Source organism: Corynebacterium maris DSM 45190 (genome assembly GCF_000442645.1).
GTDB lineage: Bacteria > Actinomycetota > Actinomycetes > Mycobacteriales > Mycobacteriaceae > Corynebacterium > Corynebacterium maris.
This window is the reverse complement of the sequence record NC_021915.1, coordinates 1992499-2017613: the sequence shown is the minus strand read 5'-3', so window position 1 is coordinate 2017613 and position 25115 is coordinate 1992499. Positions and strand designations below refer to the sequence as shown.

At 64.8% G+C, this 25115-nt stretch carries 19 protein-coding genes; 15 read left to right on the top strand and 4 right to left on the bottom strand.

The window, feature by feature from the left end:
- Window positions 1-348: 348 nt before the first annotated feature.
- Window positions 349-1806 (top strand): polysaccharide biosynthesis tyrosine autokinase, encoded by a 1458-nt coding sequence (locus tag B841_RS09470; RefSeq protein ID WP_020935278.1) that lies wholly within the window; start codon window positions 349-351, stop codon window positions 1804-1806.
- Here B841_RS09470 and B841_RS13425 read toward each other — a convergent pair.
- The gene (locus B841_RS13425) at window positions 1791-2321 is read right to left on the bottom strand and encodes an arsenate reductase/protein-tyrosine-phosphatase family protein (RefSeq protein ID WP_084482022.1); all 531 of its coding nucleotides are present in this window, start codon (window positions 2319-2321) and stop codon (window positions 1791-1793) included. The two genes, B841_RS09470 and B841_RS13425, sit on opposite strands and share 16 nt — an antisense overlap.
- A gap of 78 nt (window positions 2322-2399) precedes the next feature.
- Between B841_RS13425 and B841_RS09460 the strand changes: the two genes are divergently transcribed.
- From B841_RS09460 to B841_RS13415, 8 genes are all read left to right on the top strand, one after another.
- Complete coding sequence (locus B841_RS09460) at window positions 2400-4166, top strand: nucleoside-diphosphate sugar epimerase/dehydratase (RefSeq protein WP_169466599.1); 1767 nt, start codon at window positions 2400-2402, stop codon at window positions 4164-4166.
- Window positions 4163-5311, top strand: a complete 1149-nt coding sequence (locus B841_RS09455; protein WP_020935275.1) for a polysaccharide biosynthesis protein — start codon at window positions 4163-4165, stop codon at window positions 5309-5311. The genes B841_RS09460 and B841_RS09455 overlap by 4 nt, the downstream gene beginning before the upstream one ends.
- Window positions 5312-5427: 116 nt before the next feature.
- Entirely contained in the window at window positions 5428-6594 is a 1167-nt protein-coding gene (locus B841_RS09450) for a DegT/DnrJ/EryC1/StrS family aminotransferase (RefSeq protein ID WP_020935274.1), read from the top strand.
- Window positions 6591-7610, top strand: a complete 1020-nt coding sequence (locus B841_RS13420; protein ID WP_020935273.1) for an ATP-grasp domain-containing protein — start codon at window positions 6591-6593, stop codon at window positions 7608-7610. Before B841_RS09450 ends, B841_RS13420 begins: the two co-directional genes overlap by 4 nt.
- Window positions 7611-7663: 53 nt before the next feature.
- Window positions 7664-8890 carry a glycosyltransferase family 4 protein gene (locus B841_RS09440; RefSeq protein WP_020935272.1) on the top strand — a complete coding sequence of 409 codons (1227 nt, stop codon included), beginning with the start codon at window positions 7664-7666 and terminating at the stop codon, window positions 8888-8890.
- A gap of 82 nt (window positions 8891-8972) precedes the next feature.
- A complete protein-coding gene (locus tag B841_RS09435) occupies window positions 8973-10301 on the top strand; it encodes an MATE family efflux transporter (RefSeq protein WP_156844758.1) in 1329 nt (442 codons plus the stop codon).
- Between the two features lie 11 nt (window positions 10302-10312).
- Window positions 10313-11680, top strand: a complete 1368-nt coding sequence (locus B841_RS09430; protein WP_020935270.1) for a phenylacetate--CoA ligase family protein — start codon at window positions 10313-10315, stop codon at window positions 11678-11680.
- Between the two features lie 63 nt (window positions 11681-11743).
- On the top strand, window positions 11744-12919 hold the full coding sequence (locus tag B841_RS13415) for a glycosyltransferase (protein WP_020935269.1): 1176 nt from the start codon (window positions 11744-11746) through the stop codon (window positions 12917-12919).
- A gap of 98 nt (window positions 12920-13017) precedes the next feature.
- Here the strand turns inward: B841_RS13415 and B841_RS09420 are convergent, their stop codons facing one another.
- From B841_RS09420 to B841_RS09410, 3 genes are read right to left on the bottom strand one after another with little or no spacing between them, the layout of a single operon-like run.
- Entirely contained in the window at window positions 13018-14232 is a 1215-nt protein-coding gene (locus B841_RS09420; protein WP_020935268.1) for an O-antigen ligase family protein, read from the bottom strand.
- Window positions 14233-14281: 49 nt separating this feature from the next.
- The gene (gene wecB, locus B841_RS09415; protein ID WP_020935267.1) at window positions 14282-15412 is read right to left on the bottom strand and encodes a non-hydrolyzing UDP-N-acetylglucosamine 2-epimerase; all 1131 of its coding nucleotides are present in this window, start codon (window positions 15410-15412) and stop codon (window positions 14282-14284) included.
- A gap of 2 nt (window positions 15413-15414) precedes the next feature.
- Window positions 15415-16530 carry a polysaccharide biosynthesis C-terminal domain-containing protein gene (locus B841_RS09410; protein ID WP_020935266.1) on the bottom strand — a complete coding sequence of 372 codons (1116 nt, stop codon included), beginning with the start codon at window positions 16528-16530 and terminating at the stop codon, window positions 15415-15417.
- A gap of 854 nt (window positions 16531-17384) precedes the next feature.
- Between B841_RS09410 and B841_RS09405 the strand changes: the two genes are divergently transcribed.
- The 6 genes from B841_RS09405 to B841_RS09380 all read left to right on the top strand — a co-directional run bounded on the left by B841_RS09405 (window position 17385) and on the right by B841_RS09380 (window position 25110).
- Window positions 17385-17879: an ElyC/SanA/YdcF family protein gene (locus tag B841_RS09405; RefSeq protein ID WP_041632265.1), complete on the top strand. Its 495-nt coding sequence runs from the start codon at window positions 17385-17387 to the stop codon at window positions 17877-17879.
- Between the two features lie 702 nt (window positions 17880-18581).
- Complete coding sequence (locus B841_RS09400; RefSeq protein ID WP_020935264.1) at window positions 18582-19640, top strand: ATP-grasp domain-containing protein; 1059 nt, start codon at window positions 18582-18584, stop codon at window positions 19638-19640.
- Window positions 19641-19846: 206 nt separating this feature from the next.
- Window positions 19847-20515, top strand: a complete 669-nt coding sequence (locus B841_RS09395) for a sugar transferase (protein WP_020935263.1) — start codon at window positions 19847-19849, stop codon at window positions 20513-20515.
- 150 nt (window positions 20516-20665) lie between these two features.
- Window positions 20666-21985, top strand: coding sequence for a type III PLP-dependent enzyme domain-containing protein (locus B841_RS09390; protein ID WP_245561039.1), 1320 nt, complete (start codon window positions 20666-20668; stop codon window positions 21983-21985).
- A 469-nt stretch (window positions 21986-22454) separates the two neighbouring features.
- A complete protein-coding gene (locus B841_RS09385) occupies window positions 22455-23771 on the top strand; it encodes a DUF418 domain-containing protein (RefSeq protein WP_084482019.1) in 1317 nt (438 codons plus the stop codon).
- A 214-nt stretch (window positions 23772-23985) separates the two neighbouring features.
- On the top strand, window positions 23986-25110 hold the full coding sequence (locus B841_RS09380; RefSeq protein ID WP_020935260.1) for a trimeric intracellular cation channel family protein: 1125 nt from the start codon (window positions 23986-23988) through the stop codon (window positions 25108-25110).
- Window positions 25111-25115 lie beyond the last annotated feature (5 nt).

The following is a 25115-nucleotide window of genomic DNA, read 5'->3' as shown; positions in this document are numbered from 1 at the left end:
TCGACGTCGTTCAAAAATTACGCTCCTTTTGCGGGGGAGATAAATTTTCCCGCAGCGTAGGGCGTTTTTGGTGAGATGTTTTCGCCAGGCGAGTGGCGCGGGCGGGTTGTGGATAAGTTTGCCAACTTGTCTTCCTAACTCTAGTTGCCGTGTTACTCTATCGATGTTCCCGCTGACAGGGGAGTCTCAGCAAGTAAGGATTTTTCTTTGCTGTTTCTGAGATCTCGCCGGGGCAGAGATGCATCGCACTCCCGTTCAGACGTGAATGCATGCCAATCCCAGACCTTTTGCAAGGTTGCTTCCCTACTTACTTCCCTGAACAACTTCTCCTAACTGGATGTGGTGTTGATGAACGAATGGAAAATGATCACTCGAGCGATCCGCTCGCGGTGGTGGGTAATCGTGCTCGTGGCCGCAGCGGTCACTGCGCTCGGAGCCACGGTTGTGGCGCAGCGCCTTGAACTGTACGAAGCCAACGCCCGCGTGGGCATCCAGGTCATGGCGACCACGGACGACAGCTCCGGGCTGTACCAGGGCTCTCTCGCGGCGGAGTCGAAGGTCGCCTCCTATTCGGAACTGATCAGTTCGGATCAGCTCCTGGAGATCGCTTCGGTCAACTCCGGCCTCTCCGCCGAAGAACTCCGGGTCAACGTGAGCACTGAGCGGCTCGAGGACACCGTCCTTTTCGATGTCAGGGCCATCGCTCACTCCCCGGAGGCCGCGGTCCTCCGCGCCAACGCCGTCGCCGACGCCTATCCGGATTTCGTGGCCGAGTTGGAAATTCCGAACGCAGATTCCAGCCCGCTCGCCTACGCCGTCGTGATGGATTCGGCCCGGCCGCTGGAGGCGCCCCTGCCCCCGACGAATACGCAGCTGATCATCCTCAGCCTGGTCGCGGGGCTGGCGCTGGGCCTGGGGCTGGCGCTGCTCATCGACTTCCTGGACAAGCGCATCCGCCGCACGGAAGACATCCGCGAGATCGCCGCCGACACGCCGATCATCGGCGAAATCCCCGAAGGCAAGCGCGCCGGCGAGAAGGGGCTGGTCGACTTCCAAGGTGGTTACTCCCCGGTGGCGGAGGCAATGCGCAATCTGCGCACTCAGATCCGCTTCCTCGGCGGCGGCCCACAGGTGATGATGGTCACTTCGGCCATGCCGGGGGAGGGCAAAAGCTTCGTCACCAGCAATCTCTCCCGTTCCTTCGTGGAGGCCGGCGAGCGTGTGCTGCTGCTCAACGCTGATTTGCGGGCGCCGACCATCGAGAAGATCTTCCACGTCTCCGGCCGCACCGGCCTCTCCAACGTTTTGGCCGGCCAGGTTGATCTCAAGGACGTGGTCATCCCCGGCAAGAACGGCGACCCGGACATCGTCCCGACCGGTCCGACTCCGGCAAACCCTTCCGAGCTGCTCGGACTGGACCGGATGAAGCATCTTTTGCTCGAGGCGCGGAAGCAGTACGACATCGTCCTCATCGACGTGTCCCCGGTGGTCGCCGTCACGGACCCGCTCGTCCTGGCACCCCATGTCGACGCCGTCATCGTGGTCAGCCGCATTGGTTCCAGCGCCTCTCCGCGGCTGGCTCGTACGCTCCAGCTGCTCACGAACGCCGGAGTGTCCACCAGCGGCATCGTGGCTAACGGCGTGTCGCGCGCCACTGCGCTCCAGGGCTCCTTCAACCTCCGCTACGGCTCCTACGGTTCGGGGAACCTGGAGGTGGCGCCCCTGTACGCCACCAGGTCAACTCCGACGGAAGAAGCGGCCCAGCTCCCGGCCGGTTCCACCGCCGCCGGTCACGTCGGAAACTGATCCCTCATGGCCCAACTGAATTCGTCCCACCCTTCCCACCCCGCGATGGCGGTGAGAGCGTCTTCGATGCACTCGGCCACGAGAGCAAACTCAGATTCCGGGTGGCCGAACGGGTCGGCGACGTCACCGCGGAGGACACCCTGCCGCAGCCGACGCAGGTCGCGCCAGGAACCGCCCGGATGGCGCCGGACAATCTCCGCCAACTCCAGCACCGTGAACGTCTTGTCCGCGGCCGCCGGAGTCAGCGCGACCACCGCCTCCGCGTGGGCATCTTCCATGCAGAGAACCAAGCCCGCCCGCGCCACCGCCGCGGCGGTGAGCGGCCGGGACCTAAAAGCGTCGATGAGATTCGCATCGACGTCCCGGGCGGCCAGCTGGGCCGCCGCAGAAGAATCCATCACTAGCCCCGGACGAGCCCAGATTCCAATGCTGGAAGCCCGAGGGAAGCAGACCAACGAATTCCAAATCCCCTCTGCCATCGGGGAGCGGCAGATATTTGCCGTACACACAAACATCACATCTGGCACACAAACACCTTACCTATGGAGGACAACGTGACCGTCCACTTTGAGAAACGGCGCCGCGAGGGAAGCGTGCCTTGGGCATTTGCCGACCTGCTGCTGTGGGTGCCGGCCGGCCTTCTCGCCACCTGGGTGCGCCTCGATTTCACCGTGCTGGTCATCAGCGGATTGACCAGCTGGGTAATCAGCACCTTCCTGATTATGGCCGTGCTCCACCTGCTCATGGGATCACTGCTCGGGGCTTATCCCCCCAAGACTCGCTTCGACCCCCTGGGCAGGCAGAGCCTTGGCGTGATCGCCCTGTCGGCCACCGTGGCCGGAATCGTCGGGGTCGTGATCCTCTCGGCGGCCCCAGTCGTCGAACTGCCTCGATCGGTGCCGTTGATCTCCGCCTTGCTCGTCATCCTCGGCGCCTTCCTGCTGCGTACGGCCCTGCTGGCCTGGAACACCTACCAGCTCCACAGCCGGGAGCCAGTCATCGTCATCGGCGCCGGTTTGCTGGGCCGCCACATCATCGCCGAACTCGGCGATCCGCAGCTGGGCAACGACATGGCGATCAAGGCCGTCCTCGACGACAACCCGCGCATGCACGGCGCTCGTCTCCACGGCGTCAAGGTTCGGGGCGGTCTCGATCAGATTTCGGAGGTCGCGGCACAGACCGGGGCCACGACCCTGATCGTCGCTATCAATGGCCTCGGCCCGACCGTCAAGAGCAAGATCACTGCCGTCGCCGCAGAACTCGGACTCAAGGTCCTCGTCGTGCCGACGATGGAGGAGATCAACCGGATCGGTTCGCTGGAACTTCAGGAACTGGACCTGACCTCGCTGATGGGACGTGACCAGATCGTCCTGGACGAAGACTCCATCAGCGGCCTGATCCGTGGCCGGCGCGTGCTGGTCACCGGCGCCGGTGGCTCCATCGGCTCCGAACTGGCCCGCCAGATCCACAAGTACGGGCCCAGCGAGCTGATCATGCTCGACCGCGATGAGGGCGGCCTGCACCACACCCAGCTGTCCATCTACGGCCACGCCATGCTCGACTCGAAGAACATCGTGCTCGCCGACATCCGCGATGCCGCTCGCCTCAAGGAGATCTTCCTCGAGTGCCGACCGGAAGTCGTCCTGCACGCCGCGGCGCTCAAGCACCAACCCCTGCTGGAGATGTACCCGCAGGAAGCCTGGCTGACCAACGTGGAAGGCACCCGGAACGTGCTGGACGCGTCAGTGGCTTGCCGCACGGAGGTCGTGGTCAACGTCTCCACGGACAAGGCCGCCAACCCGGTCTGCGCGCTAGGCGACTCCAAGCGCATCGCCGAGCGGATCACCGCCGCCTACGGCGCGGAATACCCCGGCACCTGGGTGTCGGTCCGTTTCGGCAACGTGCTGGGCTCCCGCGGCTCGGTCATCGAGACCTTCCGCCGCCAGATCGAAACCGGCGGGCCGGTCACCGTCACTCACCCCGAGGTGCGTCGCTACTTCATGACCATTCCGGAGGCCGCCCAGCTGGTGCTCCAAGCAGCGGTCGTCGGGGAATCCGGCGAAACGCTGGTCCTGGACATGGGCAGCCCCATGCCCATCGTCGAACTGGCCCAGGGCCTGATGAAGATCGCCGGCCGCGACGATCTCGAGATCGTGTACACGGGTCTGCGCCCCGGCGAGAAAATGTCCGAAGAACTACTCGACGACCGCGAGGACCCTATCCGTGCGGATCGCCACCCCATGATCTCCGAAGTACGCGTCGAGCCGCTGACCCAGCTGCCGGATTGCGCACCGGACGCCAACAACACTCTCCGTGCCCTGGCACGGACTGCTCACAGCGAGGAGCCGAGCCTGCTATGACCATCCATACCCTCCCCACGACCGACGGCACCACCTACGACGGCAAGACCGTCCTGGTCAGCGGCGGAACTGGAAGTTTCGGCCACACCGTCGTCGAAAGAATCCTGCGCACCGACGTCAAACAAGTGCGCGTCTTCTCCCGCGACGAAGCCAAACAGGATCAGATGCGCCACCGCATCGGGGACGACCGGGTCCAGTACATCATCGGCGACGTCCGAGACGAGGCGTCCGTGCGCGGCGCCATGCGCGGCGTCGACCACGTCTTCCACGCAGCGGCCCTCAAGCAGGTCCCCAGCTGCGAGTTCTTCCCCGAACAGGCCGTGGCCACCAATGTCCGTGGCTCCCACAACATCATCAATGAGGCGGAAGAAGCCGGCGTGACCTCGGTGGTGTGTCTGTCCACCGACAAGGCCGTCTATCCGGTCAACGCCATGGGCATGACCAAGGCCTTGATGGAGAAGCTCGCCCGAGCACATGCCCGGCGCGTCAACGGCGTCTCCACCACGGTGTCCTGCGTGCGCTACGGCAACGTCATGTACTCCCGCGGATCGGTGATCCCGTTGTTCGTCAATCAGCTGAAAGCCGGCAAGACCCTGACGGTGACGGACCCCACCATGACCCGTTTCATGATGACCCTGCGCGAGTCCGTCGACTTGGTCGAGCGTGCCTTCCGCGACGCCACCCAGGGCGACGTGTTCATTCAGAAGGCGCCGGCCACCACGGTCGGCGACCTGGCCAACGTCATGTGTGAGCTGTTCGGCCACGCCCCCGCGTACGAGAGCATCGGCGTGCGTCACGGTGAGAAGCTGCACGAGACTCTGGCGACCCGCGAGGAGCTGACTTTCGCCGAGGACTTCGGAGACCATCTGCGTTTGCCGGTCGACGAGAAGCGCCTCGACTATGACCACTTCGTCTCCGCCGGCGTCGAGGGGCTTAACCGCGGCGAGGATTTTGATTCCGACAACGTTGAGCGGATGACGGTGCGGGCGCTCGGAGCCAAGCTGCTTGAGGTTCCTGAGCTGCGGGTAGAACTCATCGACGCCGGCCGCGACCTTCACCTCCTCGACGAGAAGTACGGCACGGACTTGAGCTGCCTGGTGCCGGATCCGAGCCGTCGCGATTCGAAGTGGGCGATGGCGCGTTAAGTCTTCTTCGCTAGCCCGGCCCCCGCATGGGCCGGGCTAGCGGTTGTTTTCCGCTGTCCCGTTGATTCACCTCAGGCCGGCCCCCGGCTCGCATCACGAAAAGGAATGCCTTCTCTATGGATAACCCGAAAATCTACCTCTCCTCCCCGGACGTGACCTCAGTAGAGGAAGCCGCCGTGGTCCGCGCCATGCGCTCCGGTTGGATCGCCCCGCTCGGACCTGAGGTCAACGCCTTCGAAGCGGAACTGGCCGAATACAGCGGGCGCGCCCACGCCGTGGCCTTGTCGTCGGGCACCGCGGCGCTGCACCTGGCGCTGCTGACCATGGGTGTCGGGCCCGGCGACAAGGTCCTGACCTCCTCGATGACGTTCGCCGCCACGGCCAACGCCATCCTCTACACCGGCGCGGAGCCCGTGTTCGTCGACGCCGACGAGACCGGCAACATGAACCCGGACCTGCTGGAAGAGGCCTTCACCACCTTGGAGGCAGAGGGCGAGAGCTCGTGTGTGGTCGTCCCGGTCGACCTGCTGGGCAAGGTGGCCAACCACGAACGCATCGGTGAGATCGCCACCCGCCACGGCGCCGGCGTGCTTTCCGACGCCGCGGAATCCCTGGGCGCCACTCGTCACGGACGCCCCGCCGCGGGCTTTGGCTCCGCCGCCGCCGTGTCCTTCAACGGCAACAAGATCATGACCACCTCCGGTGGCGGAGCCCTGCTGACCGATCACTCGGACATCGCCGACCATGTGCGCTACCTGGCCACCCAGGCCCGTCAGCCCGTCGTGCACTACGAGCACACCGACGTCGGCTACAACTACCGGCTGTCCAACATTCTCGCCGCCCTGGGCCGTGCGCAGCTGTCGCGCCTCGACGAAATGATCGAGCGTCGCCGCCAGCACCGCCTGCGCTACCACGAGCTCTTCGCCGACGTCCCCGGCGTGAGCATGTTCGGCGAACCCTCCGGCGCGACCGGGGGAGACACCCGGGATAACTTCTGGCTGACCTCGATCATCGTCGACCCGGCCGAGGCGGGCTTCACCGCCGAGGAGCTCCAGCTCCACCTCGCCGAGCACAACATCGAGGCCCGCCCGCTGTGGAAGCCGATGCACCTGCAGCCGGTGCACGCGCATCGCCGCGCCTTCGTCGACGGCACTGGCGAGCGGCTCTTCGAGACCGGGATCTCGCTGCCCAGCGGATCGGCGCTCACCGACGAGCAGATCCAGCGGATCACCGACGCCATCGACGCCTTCCTGCCGGCCGACGTAGCGGCGGCGCGGCGATGAACATCCTCCTCTCTTCTGTGGGCCGGCGCCCCTACCTGGTGCGCTGGTTCTGTGAGGCGTTGACGGCCAACGGCATCGACGGCAAGGTGATCGCCGCCGATCTGGATCCGCGTTCGCCCTCCCGCGCGTTCGCCGACGACTTTGTCGAGGCCCCCCGGGTGACCGATCCCGGTTACCGACAGTGGCTGCAGTCTTTCCTCGCCGACCATGAGGTCCGCCTCGCCGTGTCCATCAACGACTTCGAACTCTCCACCTGGGCCCAGCTGCCGACCACGCCCGAGTGGGACCCGCTCGTGCGCCTGACCGCCGAGAGCCAACGCCTGGTGGAGGACAAATACGCGATGAGCCTCGCTTTCGCGGAGCAGGGCATGAACGTGCCCCAGACCTGGCTCGGTGGCTCCACCGGCCGGGCGGTCGACGAAACCCGGGAGGGCTGTGGCTTCGTGGTCAAGGGGCGCTTCGGCAGCGCGTCCCGTGGCCTGCGCTTCACTGACGTCGCCGGGCTCAACGCCGCCGTCGCCGAGGCCACCCGCGAAGTCACCGACCAACAGGGCCGCCCCGCCCACGAACAACGCGCCATCGACCCCCGCGAACTGGTTATCGTCCAGGACCGCATCGTCGGCCCCGAATATGGCCTCGACGTCGTCTGCGACCTGGACAACACCTACGCCGGGGTGCTCGCCCGGCGCAAGATCGACATGCGCTCCGGTGAAACCGACCGGGCCGAATCCGTCGCCGCGGACGACTTCGTCGACGTCGCACGCCGACTCGCTGACGTGGTGCCGCACGCGGGCACCATCGACGTGGACGTCATGGTCGACGCCGACGGCACCCCGTACGTCATCGACGTCAACCCGCGTTTCGGCGGCGGCTACCCGTTCTCACACTTGGCGGGCGCGCGCGTCCCGCACGCCTACGTCGCCTGGGCCGCCGGGCTGCCGGCGCCCGACGAATGGTTGCGGACCGACGCCGGCGTCGTCTCCGGCAAGTACGTGGAGACGGTCCGGATCATCTGACCCGGCCTTCGTCGCAACCCCGCTCGTTCATCCAGACCAAGAAAGACATCGCCATGAAGGTTCTCCTCGTTTCCCAGTACTTCCCGCCGGAAGACGCCACCATCGCCGCCACCATCGCCCATGACCTGGCCTACCGGGGCCACGAGGTGCGAGTGCTGACCGGGTTCCCGAACTACCCGCACGGCAAAATTTTCGACGGCTACCCGCAGCGCTGGCGCCAGTACGAGCGTCACGGCGACGTCGACGTGCTGCGCGTGCCGCTGTTTGCCGACCACTCCTTGAACCCGGTGGCACGCACCGCCAACTACGCCTCCTTCGGACTGTCCGCCGCGACGGCGCGCAGCTTCGCCCAAGACGTCGACGTCGTCTACATCTACGCCACCCAGATGACCCCGGCGCTGGGACCCTGGCTGTGGCGCATCCTCGGCGGGGCGCCGTACGTGCTGCACGTCCAAGATCTATGGCCGGACTCGATCACCGGGTCCTCCCTGGTCGGGGGGTCCCGGGCGGGCAAGGCGATTGACGCGGCGCTTAACCCGTGGCTGCGCAACGTCTACCGCCGCGCCGGCGGCGTGATCGGCATCGCCCCGACGATGGTCGAAACCCTGATCGAGCGGGGCGCCCCCGCCGAGCGGACCAGCCTGGTGTACAACTGGGCCAACGAAGACGACCCTTCGAAGTATCAGAAGCGCCCCGCCGACGATCCGCGTGTCCGCTTCCTCTACGCCGGCAACGTCGGCGACATGCAGGACGTGGAGACCATCGTGCGGGCAGCGAAACTCGCGGAGGATGCGCCGGTGAAGGTCACCGTCATCGGCGGGGGAGTGGCCAAGGAACGGGTGCAGAAGGTCGCCGCGGAGCTCGACGTCACCAACGTCGAATTCCGTGACCCCGTGCCCCTCGAAGACATGGCAGACGTCTACGCTGAGGCCGACTTCTCGCTGGTCACGCTCAAGGATTTGCCGAATTTCCGGGGGACGATCCCCTCGAAGTTCCAGAGCTCCCTGGCCGAGGGTCTGCCCGTGGTCACCACGGTGCAGGGCGATCTGCGGGGGCTGGTCGAGGACCTCGACCTCGGCTTCACCGCCGAGTCGGAGGATCCCGCCTCCCTGGCCGCCGCCATGCGTCAGGCCGCCGCGTTGACCGCCGTCGGCTACGACGAGTTGCGCCGCCGCACCCGAGAGACCTACTACCGGGAATTCTCGCTGCACTCGGGCCTCGACGCCATCGAGGCCACCCTGGTGGACGCGGCGGGCGTCCGAGAGCTGCAGAACAACTAGATCAGCACCCGCCCACCATCGAAGGAGTCGAGGAAGCCCATGAACGCCGTCGACGCCCTTCACGACATCAGAGGTCGCCATCGTGTTTAAAAGCCTTGTCCTTCGGCTGATCCGCAGTCAGCGGGTGGCCTTCGCCGTGTTCGGCAACGGGATGTTCAGCCTCGCCAGCTTTGCCCTGTCCATTGCCGTCGCCCGGTCGAGTTCCATCGAAGAGTTCGGCGCCTTTTCTTTCGCGCTGGTCGCATACCTCTTCGCCTCCGGCCTGATGCACGCCGCGCTGACCGACACGTCGCTGTCACGCCCGGACGACCCCGCCACCTTCACCCGGGCCTGCCAGCGAGCGTCGCTGCTGGGCCTGGTCACCGCCGTCGTGCTGGTGACCTGGGGCGCGGTCGCGGGCAACGACTACCTGCTGATCTTCGGCTTCGCCGCCCACGGGGTGCTGATGATGGACTTCCTGCGCACCTTCGACTCGGCCGCCGGTTCCGCCGCGCGCGCCATGGCCGCGACCTCCCTGTGGGCGCTGGGTTCGTTGAGCGCCAGCCTGATCGCGATCTTCGTCGGCCTCAACCCGGTCGTGGTGTTCGCGGCCTGGGCCTTCAGCGGCGCCCTCTGCGGATACGCCACGATGGCCGTCGTCAAAGCGCCGCTGTTGCCGATGTGGCAGCGGGAACGCCTCGACACCCAGGCGGCCGGATACTTCTCGGGCGACTACCTGATCGGCCAGGGCGGCATCCATTTGACCACCGGCCTGCTCGGCATCGTCGGCGACGCCCGCGTCCTCGGCGGCGTGCGCGGAGCCGGCACCCTGCTGGGGCCGATGAACCTGATCGCCACCACCGCCAGTTCACTCATGCTGCCGTTTTTGGCACGTGACAACGACGATCCCGCCCAACAGCGTCGATCGGCCCTGGCCGCCGTGGCGGTGCAAGTCGCCGTCCTCGCCCCCCTGCTCGTGGTGGTCCAATTCATCCCGGATTCCCTGGGCGAACAGTTGCTCGGCGAAACCTGGCAGGTCGCCGCCCTAGCCATCCTGCCCCTCAGCCTGGACTCGATCTTCTCCGTGGCCACCGGCGTCGCGATCTCCGGTCACCGCGTCAACTTCGCGGGGGCCCGGAGCCTGTTGATCCGCTTCGGTCTCGGCGTCCCCCGCCCGTTCGTGGTGCTGTTCGGCGCCTACCAGTGGGGCGTCGCCGGTGCCGCTTGGGCGATGGCGTTCTTCGCCGTGATCAGCGCCGTGATCTGGTGGATCAGCTACTGGGATCTCGGACGTCAGGCGATCCAGAAAGCCGCGGAGGAAAACACGGACGAAGAATCCGAGAAGCCCGCGGTCAACGTCGACGGCGAGTACACCGCCACGGAACCCCTCAGCGTCGCTCAACCACAGCGACCGACCAGCCACAGAAAGTGAAGATAATCGAAGTGTCCGGATACCCGAAAACATTGGTCCGCAACACCGTGGGCGCCGGCAGATACCGCCGCGGCCGACAGGACAAAGACCTTTTCCTCCACCCGCCGTCCCCGGAGGAGATCGCCCGCCGTCAGATCGAGGGATTCAATCGCACGTGGGCCCACGCGCTGATGCTGCCCTTCTACCAAAAGATAGCGGCCGAGCGTGACCTGCCGACCGCCATCACCGGGTTGGACGAGTTGGACGCATGGCCGGTGATCACCAAAGACGTGCTGCGCGCTCACGAAGAGCTGCTGTGGGACGGAATGGACCGTTCCCGGGCCTACACGACCTCGGGATCGACCTCCACGCCCTTCAGTTTCCCCGCCGACGACCGCGACTTCGCCCCCCGGTACTCCGCCATGTGGTCCTACCGCGCGGCCGCCGGCCTGGCGCCCTTCGACGGCTTCGCTGCTTTCCACGACATCCACCCCGGGTCGGTGACCTCCCGCGTCGGCATCCAGGCCAACCTGCTCAAACAACGGCTCAAAGACACGTTGAACAACTCGTGGATGTTTGAGCCCCTGCCGACGGACGAATCCGAACTCGACGAACAGTTGCTCCGTCTCACCCGGAAACGGCCGGAATACCTGGTCGGGCGCACGTACTCGCTCAACCGGCTGGCGCGACGCGCCCACGAGACCGGCATCCTGCGCAAGGCCGACTACACCCCCAGATACACCATCCTGACCAGCGAAAGAATCACCGAGGAAGACGTACGGATCGTGGCCGAGGGTTTCGACACCCAAGTCCTCTCCGAATACGGCTCCGTCGAACTCGGGGTGATCGCCGCGTCGTTGCCCGATCAGACCTGGCCGATGCGGGTCATCTGGCACTACACCATCCTGCGCGCCGACCCGGAAGGCAACGCCTTGGTGACCACCATCGCCGAGCGCGGTTTCCCGCTGATCAACTACCAGCTCGGAGACACCATTGAACCGGAGCTGACCGGGCCAGGCGGCACGGTGCTCGAACTCGGGCCGGTCAAAGGACGCCTGGTGGACATCCTCACCCTCCCGGACAGTGACGACGTCCACCACACCTACGAGGGATGGAGCCTGGCGGAAGCCGTGCTCGAGCTGCCCGACGTCCACGCCGTCCAGCTCGTCGAACACGAGGATTCCGTGACGATCCTGGTCGTCGCGCCGGGAATCGATGAACGCCGCTACCGGCGCCGCGCCGCTGAATCCGTGCAGTCCACTTACCCAGAACTGAAAGAAGGCTCAGTCCAGTTGGCGTTGATCGACGAGATGATTCCCAGCACCCGGGGCAAAAAATTGCTCATGGTCCCGGAACACAACGTCGACCTCGACTCGCTGAACGTGGCTTCGCTGAACTGAGCGCGTGGCCGCAGCCAGCACCACATCACCCCTTTGCCACCTCTATTGCAGGAGCTTAAGACTATGACTTCATCACAGACCTCCGCATCCGTTGACCGTTACCGGGTGGTCATTCCCACCGCGTTTTATGTGCCCGCTTTCCTGGGCGGCGGCCCAATTCAGACGCTGAAAGCGTTGATCGAGGAGTCGCCGGAAAACTTCGACACCAAGGTCATCTGCGCCAACCACGACCTCGGGGAGACAGCGCCGCTGGTGGAGCGTCCGAACGAATGGCACACGGTCGGCCGCGCGGACGTGCGCTACGTGCAGGACGGGATGCGTCCGCTGGTGGATGCGTTCCGCGCCACGTCGGACGCCGATGTCGTGTATCTCAATTCCTTGTTCAACCCCACTTTCTCGCTGCTGCCCCTGGCGCTGCGTTCTTTGGGGTGGTGGAAAGACGCCGACGTGCTGGTCGCCCCGCGCGGTGAGTTGTATCCGGGCGCGTTGGCCCAGAAGCCACGGAAGAAGCAACTGTTTCTCCGGGCGTTCAAAGCGCTCGGGCTGCCCAAGAAAGTGGTCTGGCACGCGTCGACGGAGGATGAGGCGCAGCAGATCCGCGCTCTCTTCGGCGCAGACTCCCGCATTGCGGTCCGCGAGAATGAGACCTCTCTGCCCCGTGCGGCGACTCAGCGACAGGCCCGGGAGCAGGGGCCGTTGCGGCTGGTCTTTGCTAGCCGGCTTCATCCGAAGAAGGGGCTGGACATTCTGCTGACGGCGCTCGCCGAGGTCACCGAACCCGTCGAAGTGCGGATCGTGGGGGCCTTCGCCGACGACGAGTACGAGCAGATCTGTGACGCTCTCGTGCGGGAGTTGCCGGAAAATGTGTCGGTGCGTTTCTGCGGCGGCCTGCCCCGCGAGGAGGTCCTCGCCGAGATGCGTCACGCCGATATGATGGCCTTCCCGACGACCGGCGAAAACTTCGGGCACGTCATCGCAGAGGCGTTGTCTGAGTCCTGCCCGGTCATGTGCAGCGAGAACACACCCTGGACCGAGACGCTCACCGCTGGCGGTGGCGTCGCGGTGGCGCCGAACTCGCCTGAGGCCTGGACCGCCGAGCTCAACGGCTACGCCGCCCGCGGTGCGCAGGCGTGGGCGGACGCCACCGACGCCGCGGGCGTCGCGTACGACGCCTGGCGCAACGCCCCGAAGGGGCGACACGTCTTCGAGTTAGTCCGGCAGCAGTCCGTTCGGATCTGACCGGGCGCCGAACCTAAAACCGTTTGCCCCGCATCCTCGCCCGAGGATGCGGGGCAAACGGTTTTAGTCATGTTCCTTCCGTTAGCGCGGTAAGCGTCTTATCTGCCTGCCGCCACCGGGGAAAAAGAGGTGGGCTGATGGTGCTGACCCACCTGGGCCTTAACTGCGTCGTCAGGATCGGCCGACACCCGCTGCGGCGTAGACAGCAGCAGGATGAGGTAGACGCCAAGCATGGACGCGCCGGCGGAGAGCAACCAATCCTCGAAGAAGGTATTCACGAGCACGCCAACCGTCAACGCCAGCATGACCGGGTCTCGGCGGGACCACCAGACATAGCTGAGGACGACGAACACCCCGACGAAGGACAGGATCATCCCGAACTCCGCGAACAGCCGGAAATACGAGTTGTGGTCGACCATGAAAGGCGTCGCGCCATGGCCGGCTCCCAACCACCGATTGACGCTGATGAACTCGACCGCCGCCTCCCATCGATCCGACCTAGTGTTGGAGGTGCGCAAAATGGAGGTGGAGTCAGCACTGAGCTGCTCAAGCGCCCATGTGACCCAGAAGTACAGCGGGTAGAGCACCGGGATAGCCACACCGGCCAGGACAATGCGGTAACGCCATCCGAGCTGGGCGCCGAGAACCACCAACAAGGTGACGATGGCGGCCATGAGCGCCGCTCTCGAACCGGTGGCGGTGATGAGCACCAGGCCGGCCGGCACCGCCCAGAGCCAGGTTTTCAGGCCCCTCCACAGCGAAGATCCGACGAAGAGGAATGTGACGATGCCCAGCGTGTTGGCGTTGGTGAACATGCCGCGGGCGCGGCCTTCCCACCAGCCGTCTGGCAGCAGAAGGAAGACGGCGCACACCGCGACGATGACGAGGAGGACCAGGAAGACGGTTCGTCGGATGGTCTCCGCGCTCAACAGCGTCCGGAAGGTGAGCAGGAACAACAGCAGGATGACCCAGGCCCCCGCCGCCGTAAGTGTGTCCATCGGCATCCTCGACCAGAGCAGGCTGACAAAAGCCAACACGGTGAAGATGCTGAAGGGCAGCAGGGGCGGGAGGACGGAGGGGGTCGTTTCCCGGATTTTTTTGATGGCCGCAGGTAAGTGTGGCAGCAGCACGACGGCCAGAGCGACACGCATCGCGGGATGCCCGAATTGGGTCACAGACAGCAACGACAGGCCCAGCCCCAGCGCCAGGGCGAAGGCCGGACGTCGATGGAAGAGAATGATGAGCCAGATCAGGGCGGGCGCAAACGCGATTCCGGTGAAGATGAGAGTCAGGGTGAGGGGCACTGTGTCCACAGCGTCTCCTAGTGCGAAGTGAAAGGGTGGGGTGATTGGTGAGCGTCCGTCATACGCGCACACCGGTGCGCATGTGGTGCGTTGTGGCGGTGGATCGGATCAGGTTGAGCACGCGTCGGGAAGAATCCGCGATGCGGTAGTCGTCCGGCGTGACGGTGGCGCCCTGGGCGTCCCACTGCCGCAGCGTCAGCTCGATGGAGTCGATCACGTCGACCGGGGCAAGTCCGGTGCAGATGATCGCGCCGGTGTCGATGGCCTCGGGGCGTTCGATGGCGTCGCGTAGCGTGACCGCCGGGAAACCCAGGATCGTCGACTCCTCAGAGATCGTGCCCGAGTCGGAGACCACACACTTCGCGTTGAGCTGTAGGTGGTTGTAGTCGTGGAAGCCCATCGCCGGGTGGAAACGGACGTCGCCCTCGGCCTTCAGGTCGTACTGCTCGAGCCGCTTTTTCGTGCGCGGGTGTGTGGACACCAGCACCGGGCAGTCGAAGTGGTTGGCGATGGCGGCCAGGGATTCGACGACCTGGGTGAGCCGGTCTTCCCGGTCGACGTTTTCCTCGCGGTGCGTGGACGCCAGGATGTAGCCGCCCGCGGTCAGCCCGAGGTCGGCCAGCACGGTCGAGTCCTCAATCTGCGGTCGGTAGTGCTCCAAGACTTCACGCATCGGTGAGCCCATGACGATCACGTTGCCGGGGTGCATGCCCTCGGCCAGCAGGTTCCGACGGGAATGCTCCGTGTATGTCAGGTTGTAGTCGGCGACATGATCCACCAAGTGGCGGTTGATCTCCTCTGGCACGTTCGGATCGAAGGAACGGTTGCCGGCCTCCAAGTGGTAGACGGGCACCTTCATGCGCCGGGCCATCAGCGCGGAGATGCAGGAGTTAGTGTCGCCGAGGACCACCATGGCGTCGGGGGAGTGCTCCTTGATCGCAGCCTCGGTGCCGCGCAGGATGTCGCCGAGCATGGATCCCAACGACGACGGGTCGGAATCCATCTGCACGTCCGGTAGCGGCAGGCCGAGGTCGTCGAAGAAGACCTGGTTGAGGTTGGCGTCCCAGTTCTGCCCGGTGTGGACCAAGATGTGGTCCGTTGATTCGTTTAAGGCGGTGATGATCCGGGAGAGCCGGATGATCTCGGGGCGGGTGCCCACCACGGTCATGACTTTCAGGCGTCCGCTCACGGTTATACCTCTTCCGGGAAAGTGTCGGGATCTGCGGGGTCGTACATCTCGCTGATCCAAAATTGGGTGTACAGGGTGTCATCGCCGGTGTTGGTGATGTTGTGGCTCCAGCCGATCGGCATGTCCACCGCCACCGGTTCCTCACCGGTGGCGTCCAGATCGACGCGCTCGTCGGTGCCGGACCTGCGGATGCTGATGCGGGCGGAACCGGAGAGCACGACGAAGCGCTCGATCTTGCGCAGGTGCAGGTGATCGCCGCGGGTGATGCCCGGGACGGTGGTGGAGAAGCTGGTCTGCCCGCCGCCGGCGACGCGGACGGTCTCGAAGAAGCTGCCGCGGGGGTCGGAGTGCGCGACCAAAGGGATGGCGGGGCGGCGCAGGAAGGAATGCGACAGGTACGCGGCCATGAGCTCGGAGGTGAACCCGTCGGCCAGGTCGGGCAGCTGGCCGCGCTCGGAGTAGGGTCCGTGGATGGCCTGCAGGCGGGCGAGCAGGTCGGGGACCGTGGTGTGGCGCAGCGGGGCGACGTCGTCGGTGACCGCGCGGCGGCCGGCCGGGGCGTCCGACAGCAGCAGCTCCGCAGCGTGGCGGGCGGCGAGCAGCGTCAACGGCGTGTCACCGTGGACGGTGGGGGCGTCGCCGTCGAGCAGTGCCTCGATGAACGTGGCGGTGACCATGTTGTGGCGGGGACGGCCGTGCTCGCCGAAGAGATTGGGTAGCAGCCACTCGGTCGCGGTGGCGCCGACGGCGTCGGCCACGGCGGCGATGGCGTCGCCGCCGGAGGATTTGGCCTCGCCGTAGTCGGTCCCGGATTGGGTGGTGCCGGCGACGACGACACGGGACGGCGGGGAGCCGGCCTCGCGCAGGGCCGTCGCGGTCCGGTGGGCCGCGGCCAGGGTGTGGTCCGCTGCGTCCTGTGGTGTCTGGCCTTCCGCGGGACGGTTGCAAGCGGCCAGGTGGATGACCGTGTCGGCGCCGTCGACGGCGGTGAGAAGCTCCGCCTCCTGCCCCGGGCGCGCCGATGCTGTGCGCACGTGGTGGCCTTGTAAGCGGGCATGCAGGCCGACGTGCCAGCCGAGGAAGCCGGAAGCCCCGACGAGTGTGAGGGTCTGACTCACTGCGTGCTCACCGCCGTAAGGGAGGCGGCGGCCGGGCCGTTCAGGGATGGATTGCAAGCTGGGTGGGATGATCTCACGCGATGCTCCTCATGATCGTTTCTGATGAGCTGGAACTGCCTGGGAACGAATCGACCTGACTCCTCGACGGCCGGGGCCAGGGAGTCGGGCCATGTTCGGTCTGCCGGAGCGTGGAAGGTTCGCCGCAAGGTTGCCAAGTTGTCTACAGAATTCTTCCAGAATGGGCACATTACACCCTAGCCCGCCGCGGCGTCGGTGGGGCGGGTAGGCGTCTATTTTCTACTTTTCCTGCAGCTATCTCCCCAGTGGGGGTAGCTTTGGGGGAGCCGGTCGGCGGGTAGTCGTAGGTTTCCGCAAGTGCGCGTAGGTGTATATTCAACTTTTTCAGTTTGGGCAAGCGTGAGCGCCTCCCGTCGGCGTATGCCATCCGCGCGGCCTCCCGGCCTGGCGAACATGAACGAGTAGAGCGAGCATATGACCATGACATTGACCTCACCTGCAGAACGTGACACACGGCGACTTGTGGTGAGTTTGGCGCCGCGCCGCACGGCCCGGGTCGACCAGACAGGAGAGATCCGGATCCCACGTCAGGTGCGCCGGTGGTCAGCGCCGACCACCGGACGCCCGCACTCCCAGGGGGATCGCAGATCTCTTCGCGAGTGTGGCCGAGATCGCGGGGGTGGGCGCCGGTGCCGATGAACCCACGCAGATCAGGGTGGGGCAAACGCGCGTCCCGAAAGCCATCACGCCAGCGGCAGGTCAGACGTCTGGGGAGGCGGCGGAGAACGGCCGCCCAGGTGGTGACGGCACTCATTGGGGTGGGGCTTATCGGGCTCGTGGCCGTCATCGTCCTGCTCCTTAACCCGCCGCAGCACAGGCCAGAATCGGCTGACGTCGTCGTAGTCATCGCGGGGGCTAACGACGGGCGGCATGACCTGGCCGTGGGGCTACTCGAGGCGGGCACTGCGGACAATCTGGTCGTCTCCCACCAGGGCGGACCGACGAAGGACCCGGCGGGGTACGCCCTGTGCCGCGGAGAAGCTGTCCCGGAACGCATCGACATATGGTGCATGCAGCCACGCCCCTCCACTACGACGGGCGAGGCGCAGACCTTTGAGGAGCTGTCGCAGGAGCAGGGGTGGCAGACCGCGGTAGCGGTGACCAATCGCCCGCATCATTATCGGGTGCGTCTCAATTTCGAGCAATGCACGAGCGTGGAACCGACCGTCGCCAGCCTTGAAAGCATGAACTGGCGCCAAGCCCCGTACCTTGTGTCACGTGAGCTGGGGGGCTACGTGAAACATTTCTTTACGCAACCATGCCGGGGGTGATCTTGCCAGGTCGGCGGCATCCCGCATGCCACGCTGCCGTGACGGCCGGCGCACGGCCAGGGATTTAGTGTCGCCCGCCTCGATGGACTCGACAGGGAAACCCTATCCGGTCAGCGCCGGAGGGGCCTCAGCCGCCAGCGACTACAGCAATCTCCGGACGCGGAAGGCGGGAACGATCCCCATCGGCCCGTATCTCACTCACCGCGGGCGTGTGATGCCGCAGTGTATACAAGCCCAACGGTGTAGGCGGGCCGCCGACCAGGGACTGCGCTGGTGACGGGACCGAACCCGGTCTCCTGGATGGGGTGCACGTCATCGGCGCTTGCCTGTGTGCCGCTGGGTGAAGCCGCGTTCATTGCATCCCCGTGGGCTGAAGTCTTCCTGGCGGAGGAGGGGCCAAGCTGCCAAGGATTTTGGACCGTTCCTACTGCTCGAAGTCGTGTAGCGCGGCTAACGGTTATTGCTGTACTCGGTGGGGAGGCGGCCCTGGGAGTGTCTCAGGGGTTCGGCGGCGCTCGCCGCCTCGAGGGCGGGGGAAGGATCGGTTTCTCCACCGTCGAGTTGTGGATTTCCGATCAAAACTTAAAAATAATATGTAAAAACATGTAAGTCGGCGTGGTGTATGGTTCACTTTTGCTGAATGTGTTTGCCGGGTCTCCCGGTAGACGCCTCAGGTCACAGCCACAACATAAGGAGTCTGCAGTGGGAAGCGCCACCCCCATGAAGATCGTCATCGCCTCTGCTGGACGGCGCGCTCATTACCTGGAATGGTTCCGGGATGCGCTAAACGCCCAAGGCATCGACGGTGAGGTCATCGCCATGGAGTATCGAGACACTAGCCCGGGTTTCGGCCTCGCAGATCAGGCTGTCCGGATGCCGGCCTACAACAGTGCGGAATACCCGGAGGCGATCCGGAGTTGGTTCGCCGAGGAGCGCCCAGACCTGTTTTTCTGCATGAACGACTATGAGATCCAGGCGTTGTCCGGCAGCCTCGCCGACGAGTTGCGCGAGTTGGGGTGCCTGGTCACTGTGCTTACCCCGGAAAGGCAGGCCCTCGTCCTCGACAAGTACCGGATGACGATGGAATTTAAGAAACGCGGAATCCCCACCCCGGCCACCTGGCTGGGGTCCGACGTCGACGAGGTCGTGGAGACGGCCCCGCGAGGTTCCCGGTTCGTGGTCAAGCATCGCATCGGCAGCGGCTCGTCCGGCCTGGAGTTTCCGGAGCTCGACGGTCTGCGTGAGGCGGTCGCTCGGTCTGCCCGGTCTGCGCTGGGGGAGGACGGCCGGTCCGCCGAAAACAACCCTGCGGCCGTCCTTGTACAGGAGTTTCTTCCCGGTAACGAACACGGCGTCGACGGGGTGTTTTCCCTCGACGGCAGCTCCGAACTGCTCGGTGTGTTGGCGCGGCGGGTAGATAAGATGCGGGACGGGGATCCGGATGTGGCGACGACTGCGTCGCCGGAGCCGTTCCGAGAAGTGATCGCCCAGGTCGGGGAGGTCTTACGGCCCAGCGGATCCATCAACATCGACGTGCGTGAGGATGTCCATGGGGTGGCTCGTGTCATTGACGTCAACCCCAGGTTGGGCGGCGGGTACCCCTACTGCCACCGCGCGGGCGCGGACATGCCGGCGGCGCTGATTCGTAGCGCACGCGGCCTCCCCCATGACCCGGAGCTGCTGGAGTACGAACCAGGCGTGACCACCGTCCGCCGAGAAGAGTTCACGGTCATCTCCCGGGGCGGCGTGTTCGTCCGGTAGGCGCTGGCGCGGCATCGAGTGCCTTCCGCCCCATCTCGGGGGTGGGAGGGGGTGCTTCCCTTCGATAAAACAAATCTTGTAGTGACATGTATGGAATTGTGGCGCCCGCATACTTATCATTGAGCCCGTCACGCGCGGGGTGCCGGCGGACTGCCTGCACCCAATTCGCTGCGCTTTCACCTTCGAACCTGAGCGAGTACCTGACAATGAAAATTACCCGTTCCACTCTCAAGCGAGCGCTGGACGTCGCGGTGGCTGTCCCCGCCCTGATCGTTGCGTCGCCGGTAATGGCGGCCACGGCCGTCGCCGTCCGTCTCTCCCTGGGCGGGCCGGTGTTGTTCCGCCAGGAGCGGCCCGGCCTGGGCGGCACCCCTTTCACGATGTTGAAATTTCGTTCCATGCTGCCCGAGGATCCGGCCCTCGCTGACTCGGACGATGAAACCTACCGGTTGACCAGGGTGGGCAAGTTTATTCGCGCCACCAGCATTGACGAGCTTCCCACCCTGTGGAACGTGCTGCGTGGCGACATGAGCCTGGTCGGCCCCCGTCCGTTGTTGATGCAGTACCTGGACCGATATACGCCGCAACAAGCTCGTCGGCACGACGCGCGCCCGGGACTGACGGGCCTGTCGCAGGTGTCGGGCCGGAACGCCCTGAGCTGGGAGGAGCGCATCGACCTGGATGTGGAATACGTGGACAATCAGTCGCTGGCACTGGATTTGCGTATTCTGCTGCGCACCGTCGGTGTCGTGCTGAAGCGCGAGGGGGTCGCGGAGGAGGGGCTCGGCACGATGTCGGAGTTCTGGGGGACGTTGGCGGAACAGGGCACGCAGGCTGAAAGGGCCGTTACGGTTGAGGGCGTCGCTCGCGGATAGGGGACGTTGCGTGGTCGGCGGCCTGTCTCTTCTGGCGGGACCGGGGGCCCATTTTCAACGTTGGCTGAAACTTAGCTGAAATTCTTGTGCTGTTATGTAATACTCATGCCGTACCTCAAGATGTCTTTACAACTGCAGGGAGTCTTTGCCGTGGACCGTTCCGAACTTTTCACCGACTTGAAACCCCCGACCACACCTGCCTGGGTGGTGGATGAGCCGCTGCTGGGCCGATTCCTCGGCAACTTCCAGCGGGCCTTGGAGAAGCACTGGCCGAATTCGATTCTGGGGTATTCGTTCAAGACCAACTCGCTGCCGTGGCTGATTTCGTTCATGCGCGACCGTGGGGCGTGGGCGGAAGTCGTGTCGGACACCGAGTACGAATTGGCTCTTCGGCTCGGGTATGCTCCCGACCGCATTGTCTATAACGGGCCCATCAAGGGGCGCGAGCGACTGCGTCGCGCCCTGCAGGAAGGCTCGATCATCAACCTCGATTCCAAGCGCGAGGTGGCTTGGACCGCCGAACTCGCCCGTCAGTGGCCGGAGGAGGAGTTTGCGGTCGGGCTGCGCGTCAACTGGGACCTGGCGTCCCGTGTTCCCGGAGAAAGCGTCGTGGGGGACAAGGACGACGGCCGGTTCGGCTTCGACTACCAAAATGACGAGTTCGATGACGCGATTGCCGAGTTGCGGGCGGCAGGCGTGAGGGTCTCCGGGCTGCACATGCACCGCAATTCCTTCCACCAGAGCCTGGAGGTCTTCCAGGCGTCGGCCACGGTGGCCGCGGAGCTGATCACTTCCCGCGAGCTAGAGCTGGATTGGGTCGACGTCGGCGGCGGCTTCTTCGGCAGTGTGGAAGGCAGCCCCACTTTCGACGACTACGTCTCAGTGATCCGGAAAGTATTGGAGCCGGTGGTCGACGTGGACAAGACCCGCCTTATCGTCGAACCGGGTGGCTCCCTAGTCGCGGTCCCGATGGAATTCCACGCCAGCGTCCTTGACGTCAAAGAGATCAACGGGAAAACCTATCTGGTCACCGACGCCAGCCGAACCGACATCGACCCGTTGTTCCGGCGTCGCCGCCCCTTCGCGGTGGACCTCGAGACTAATTCGACGCACACTCTCCCAACGCAGATTGTCGGTGGGTTCACCTGCATGGACGATGATCGTCTGACCACGCTGGAGGATGCCCCTGCTCTGCAGATCGGGGACCGCATCGTTTTTTCCAAGGTCGGCGGATACACCATGTGCTACCAGTCGATGTTCATCGAGTACCTGCCGGCGGTCTACGTGCGAAGCAGCGACGCCCTGACCCTGGTACGACGTCCATGGGGGGTCTCTGACTTCCTGCAAGGCAACGCGTGGGTCGACGACGGGCGGCTCGTTGACTCGAATACGTCGCCCGCAGTCGATGATGAGCCCGAGGTGGGACTGGCTGACGTGCAGATGCCGTACAGTTCGGTGAACACCATTTAGACCCTGCCCTGGGGGGGGGAGGTCGCTGCCCGGTGACCTCGTCCATCCCTTTGGAGCCATCTGCAACCGGCAGTGTGGCAGGGGTCCCGCCGGAAAATACCCCTTCATTTCCAGCGGAACTTACTCCGTTGTCACCTTCGTCATGGTGTACCCCGACTAAGTGGCGGTCATGTGGGCGCAGCTCATGATCTGAGGCATCACGGCGAGGGAGGCCGTTTAGTTTCTATCCCGTCTGATCCGCAGGGAAACATCACGGCGTCGAGCGTGCTGATTCCGCCCCAGCCTGTACTCTTCACGCACGTCGGCACAGCGGTCAACACCATCCATCCGGGGAGACGAAGCGGCCTGGCCGGACGATGTTCCGCGATTCTCCCACCCGTACTAAGTCAGATTCAATCATTTGCTCGTCGATCTCTTTGAGTCGGCGCAGACGCGCACTCCTGTGCGACCTGGACGACAGGACACCGACATGATCGCCCGTGAACCAGTGACGAACTCCGGATCCCCTGCAGTTGGAGGGAGTAGGGCCTTATCTGCTCCGAGGAAAGAAAGGGAAGTTGCCGTTCACCCGCGGCCACGCCGAATTCAGGGCCTGGATGCGGCACGCGGATTCGCCCTCATCGGCATGATCATCGTTCACAGCATGCCCAGCCGTAACCCGGACACTGGCGGGGTGTCCCTCCTCCACCAGATTTTTTCCGGGCATGCTGCCCCGCTTTTTGCTCTATTGGCGGGCGTGTCCCTCGCGTTACTCACAGGTGGCGCCACTGCGCATGACGGGCGTCGCCTGCGTTGTGACCGCGTGATGATCATGACCCGGGCATTAGTGCTGTTGGTATTCGGTATGGCCTTAAACTTCATGCCGTTGCCGGTTTTCAGCATTCTCCCCTTTTATGGGATCTACTTTTTGATGGGAATTTTGTTCGTGGGAGCCAGGTCTTACACGTTATGGCTCTGGGCGGGGTCTTTTGCCTTATTCGGACCTTTCTTGGCGCATGCAGTCGGCCAGTCTGAGGCGTTTGAGTCAATTTCTGCGCCCACTCTGGTGACAGCAGTGAGTGAGCCCCTAGATGTGATCGTTTCCCTCGTCGCCGTCGGTTACTACCCGGCGCTTACGTGGATGGCCTACATTCTCCTAGGCATGGCGCTGGGAAGAATGGATCTGAGCCGTCGACGGGTCCACTACCTCATGATGTTCGGGGGTGCCCTAGTCGCAGGCGTGACGGTGGTCATTTCATCGCTATTGGTGCGCTGGTTCGACATTCCTGGACGGTTGCTTGAGCAGTCGTGGCTCACCGACGCTGAGATCACGGAAATCCTGGAGTTCGGTGGGCCCCTCCCGATCGATTCCTGGTGGTGGATGGCCGTCAATGGGCCGCACACGAATACTCCCCTGTCGCTGCTGTCGACGGCGGCGATCGCAGTGTCGGTCTTGGGGGTGTTCTTGTTCCTCGGAACTTTTGCAGAGCGCGCGTTGGCGTTTCTGGCGGCGCCGGGTTCCATGACTTTCACGATGTACAGCGCACACCTGGTGTTGATGGCCTTCGCCCCCGTCTACAGCTACCCCGTGTTCTGGACGCTGCTGCAGATCACCGCGGCCATCATTGTTGGGCTCGCCTGGAGTATCCTGTTCAGGCAAGGCCCGTTGGAGCGGGTTATTTCGAAGACTTCCAAGTGGGCCGGGCACGCTGCGGTACCTGAAACACCCAGGCGGGGTGACAGTAAAGACCGGCGGAAAAACTCTGCTGTCTCGAAAGCCCCGCCGGGACGGGGAAACAGGGGATGAGGGGTGGGCGAATTGATGAAGCACTCTCGCGGAGAAGTCACCGCCCAGGTAACTGGCCCATGACTTTATGGTCCGGGTAACGCCCGACGACAGGGACTACGACCCCTATAAGAGCAATGACCCGTACGGATATTGAGGGCCCGGACTGTTAGCGGGTGGTGTCCCAGGGACGTCGATAAGCGCTCTGTGCAGCCGGGACATACACTCTTGTGCCATGTCCCCTGACGTTGATCCCCAGATTTTGACGATCTACCGTCTCTCCGACGTGGTCGGTGTGCTGCTGATGGGCATGATCGGCGGCACGGTCGCCCGCCAGCGCGGTTACGACATCATCGGTTTCTTCTTCATCGCGCTGTTCTCCGCGCTCGGCGGCGGCATGATCCGCGACGTGCTGATTAATGAGGGCACGGTCGCGGCGATGGCGCAGCGCGAGTACCTCATCCTGGCGTTCACCGGCGCGATCATCGCCCGCTTCGTGTACTTCAAGGGCCGGGCGTGGGAAATCTTCCAGGCGCACGGTGACGCGGTGGTCTCCGGGTTGTGGGCGGCTACCGGGTGCGTGAAGGCGTTGACGTTCGGGCTGCCGGCGGTGGCGTGCGTGATGATGGGCATTTTCACGGCGGTCGGCGGCGGCATGATCCGCGACGTGGTGACCGGCCAGGTGCCGGGTGTGTTCGGCGACAATCAGCCGACGGTGATTCCCGCGATCGTGGCCACCTCCACCGTGCTGATCAGCGATCAATTCGGATACCTGGCGGTGGGCATGCTGTTGGGCCCGGTGCTGAGCATCGCGTTGTCTGTCTACGGCTACTGGGCCGGATGGCGGATCAGCACGGACCCGGAGTTCGCGCCGGTGAATGAGGGTGCGGTGCAGTTGGCGTCGGCGGCGAAGAAAGCGGAGGAAAAGGGCCGCCGGGTCGGGCGTAAGCTGGAGCCGTCGCGGGCGCGGGCGTGGCGCCACCAGCAGATGGAAAAGGCCTTGCAGCGCCGCATCGACCGGGATGTGCGGCGCGGCAAGAAACCCGCGCAGGCGGAGTCCGACGCCCAGGATCTGCTGGATGAGTTCACCACCGAGTTTGAGGCCGTCTCCTCCGAGGCGGGGGACACTGGGGCGACGGCGTCGGGCTTCGGGATGGACATCGGCGGGGATTCCTACGACGACTACGACGCCGACTCCGGCGAGGACCACGCCGCCGTCGCGGAGGATTCAGTCGGCACGTTTGACGGGCAGCGCTTCAGCCAGGAGCTGGTGGACATGATCCTGGCCGATGACAAGCTCACCGATGATCTGCTCAGCCGGCTGGAGCGCACATACCGGGAGAAGAACGGGGAGGGCTAGCGCCC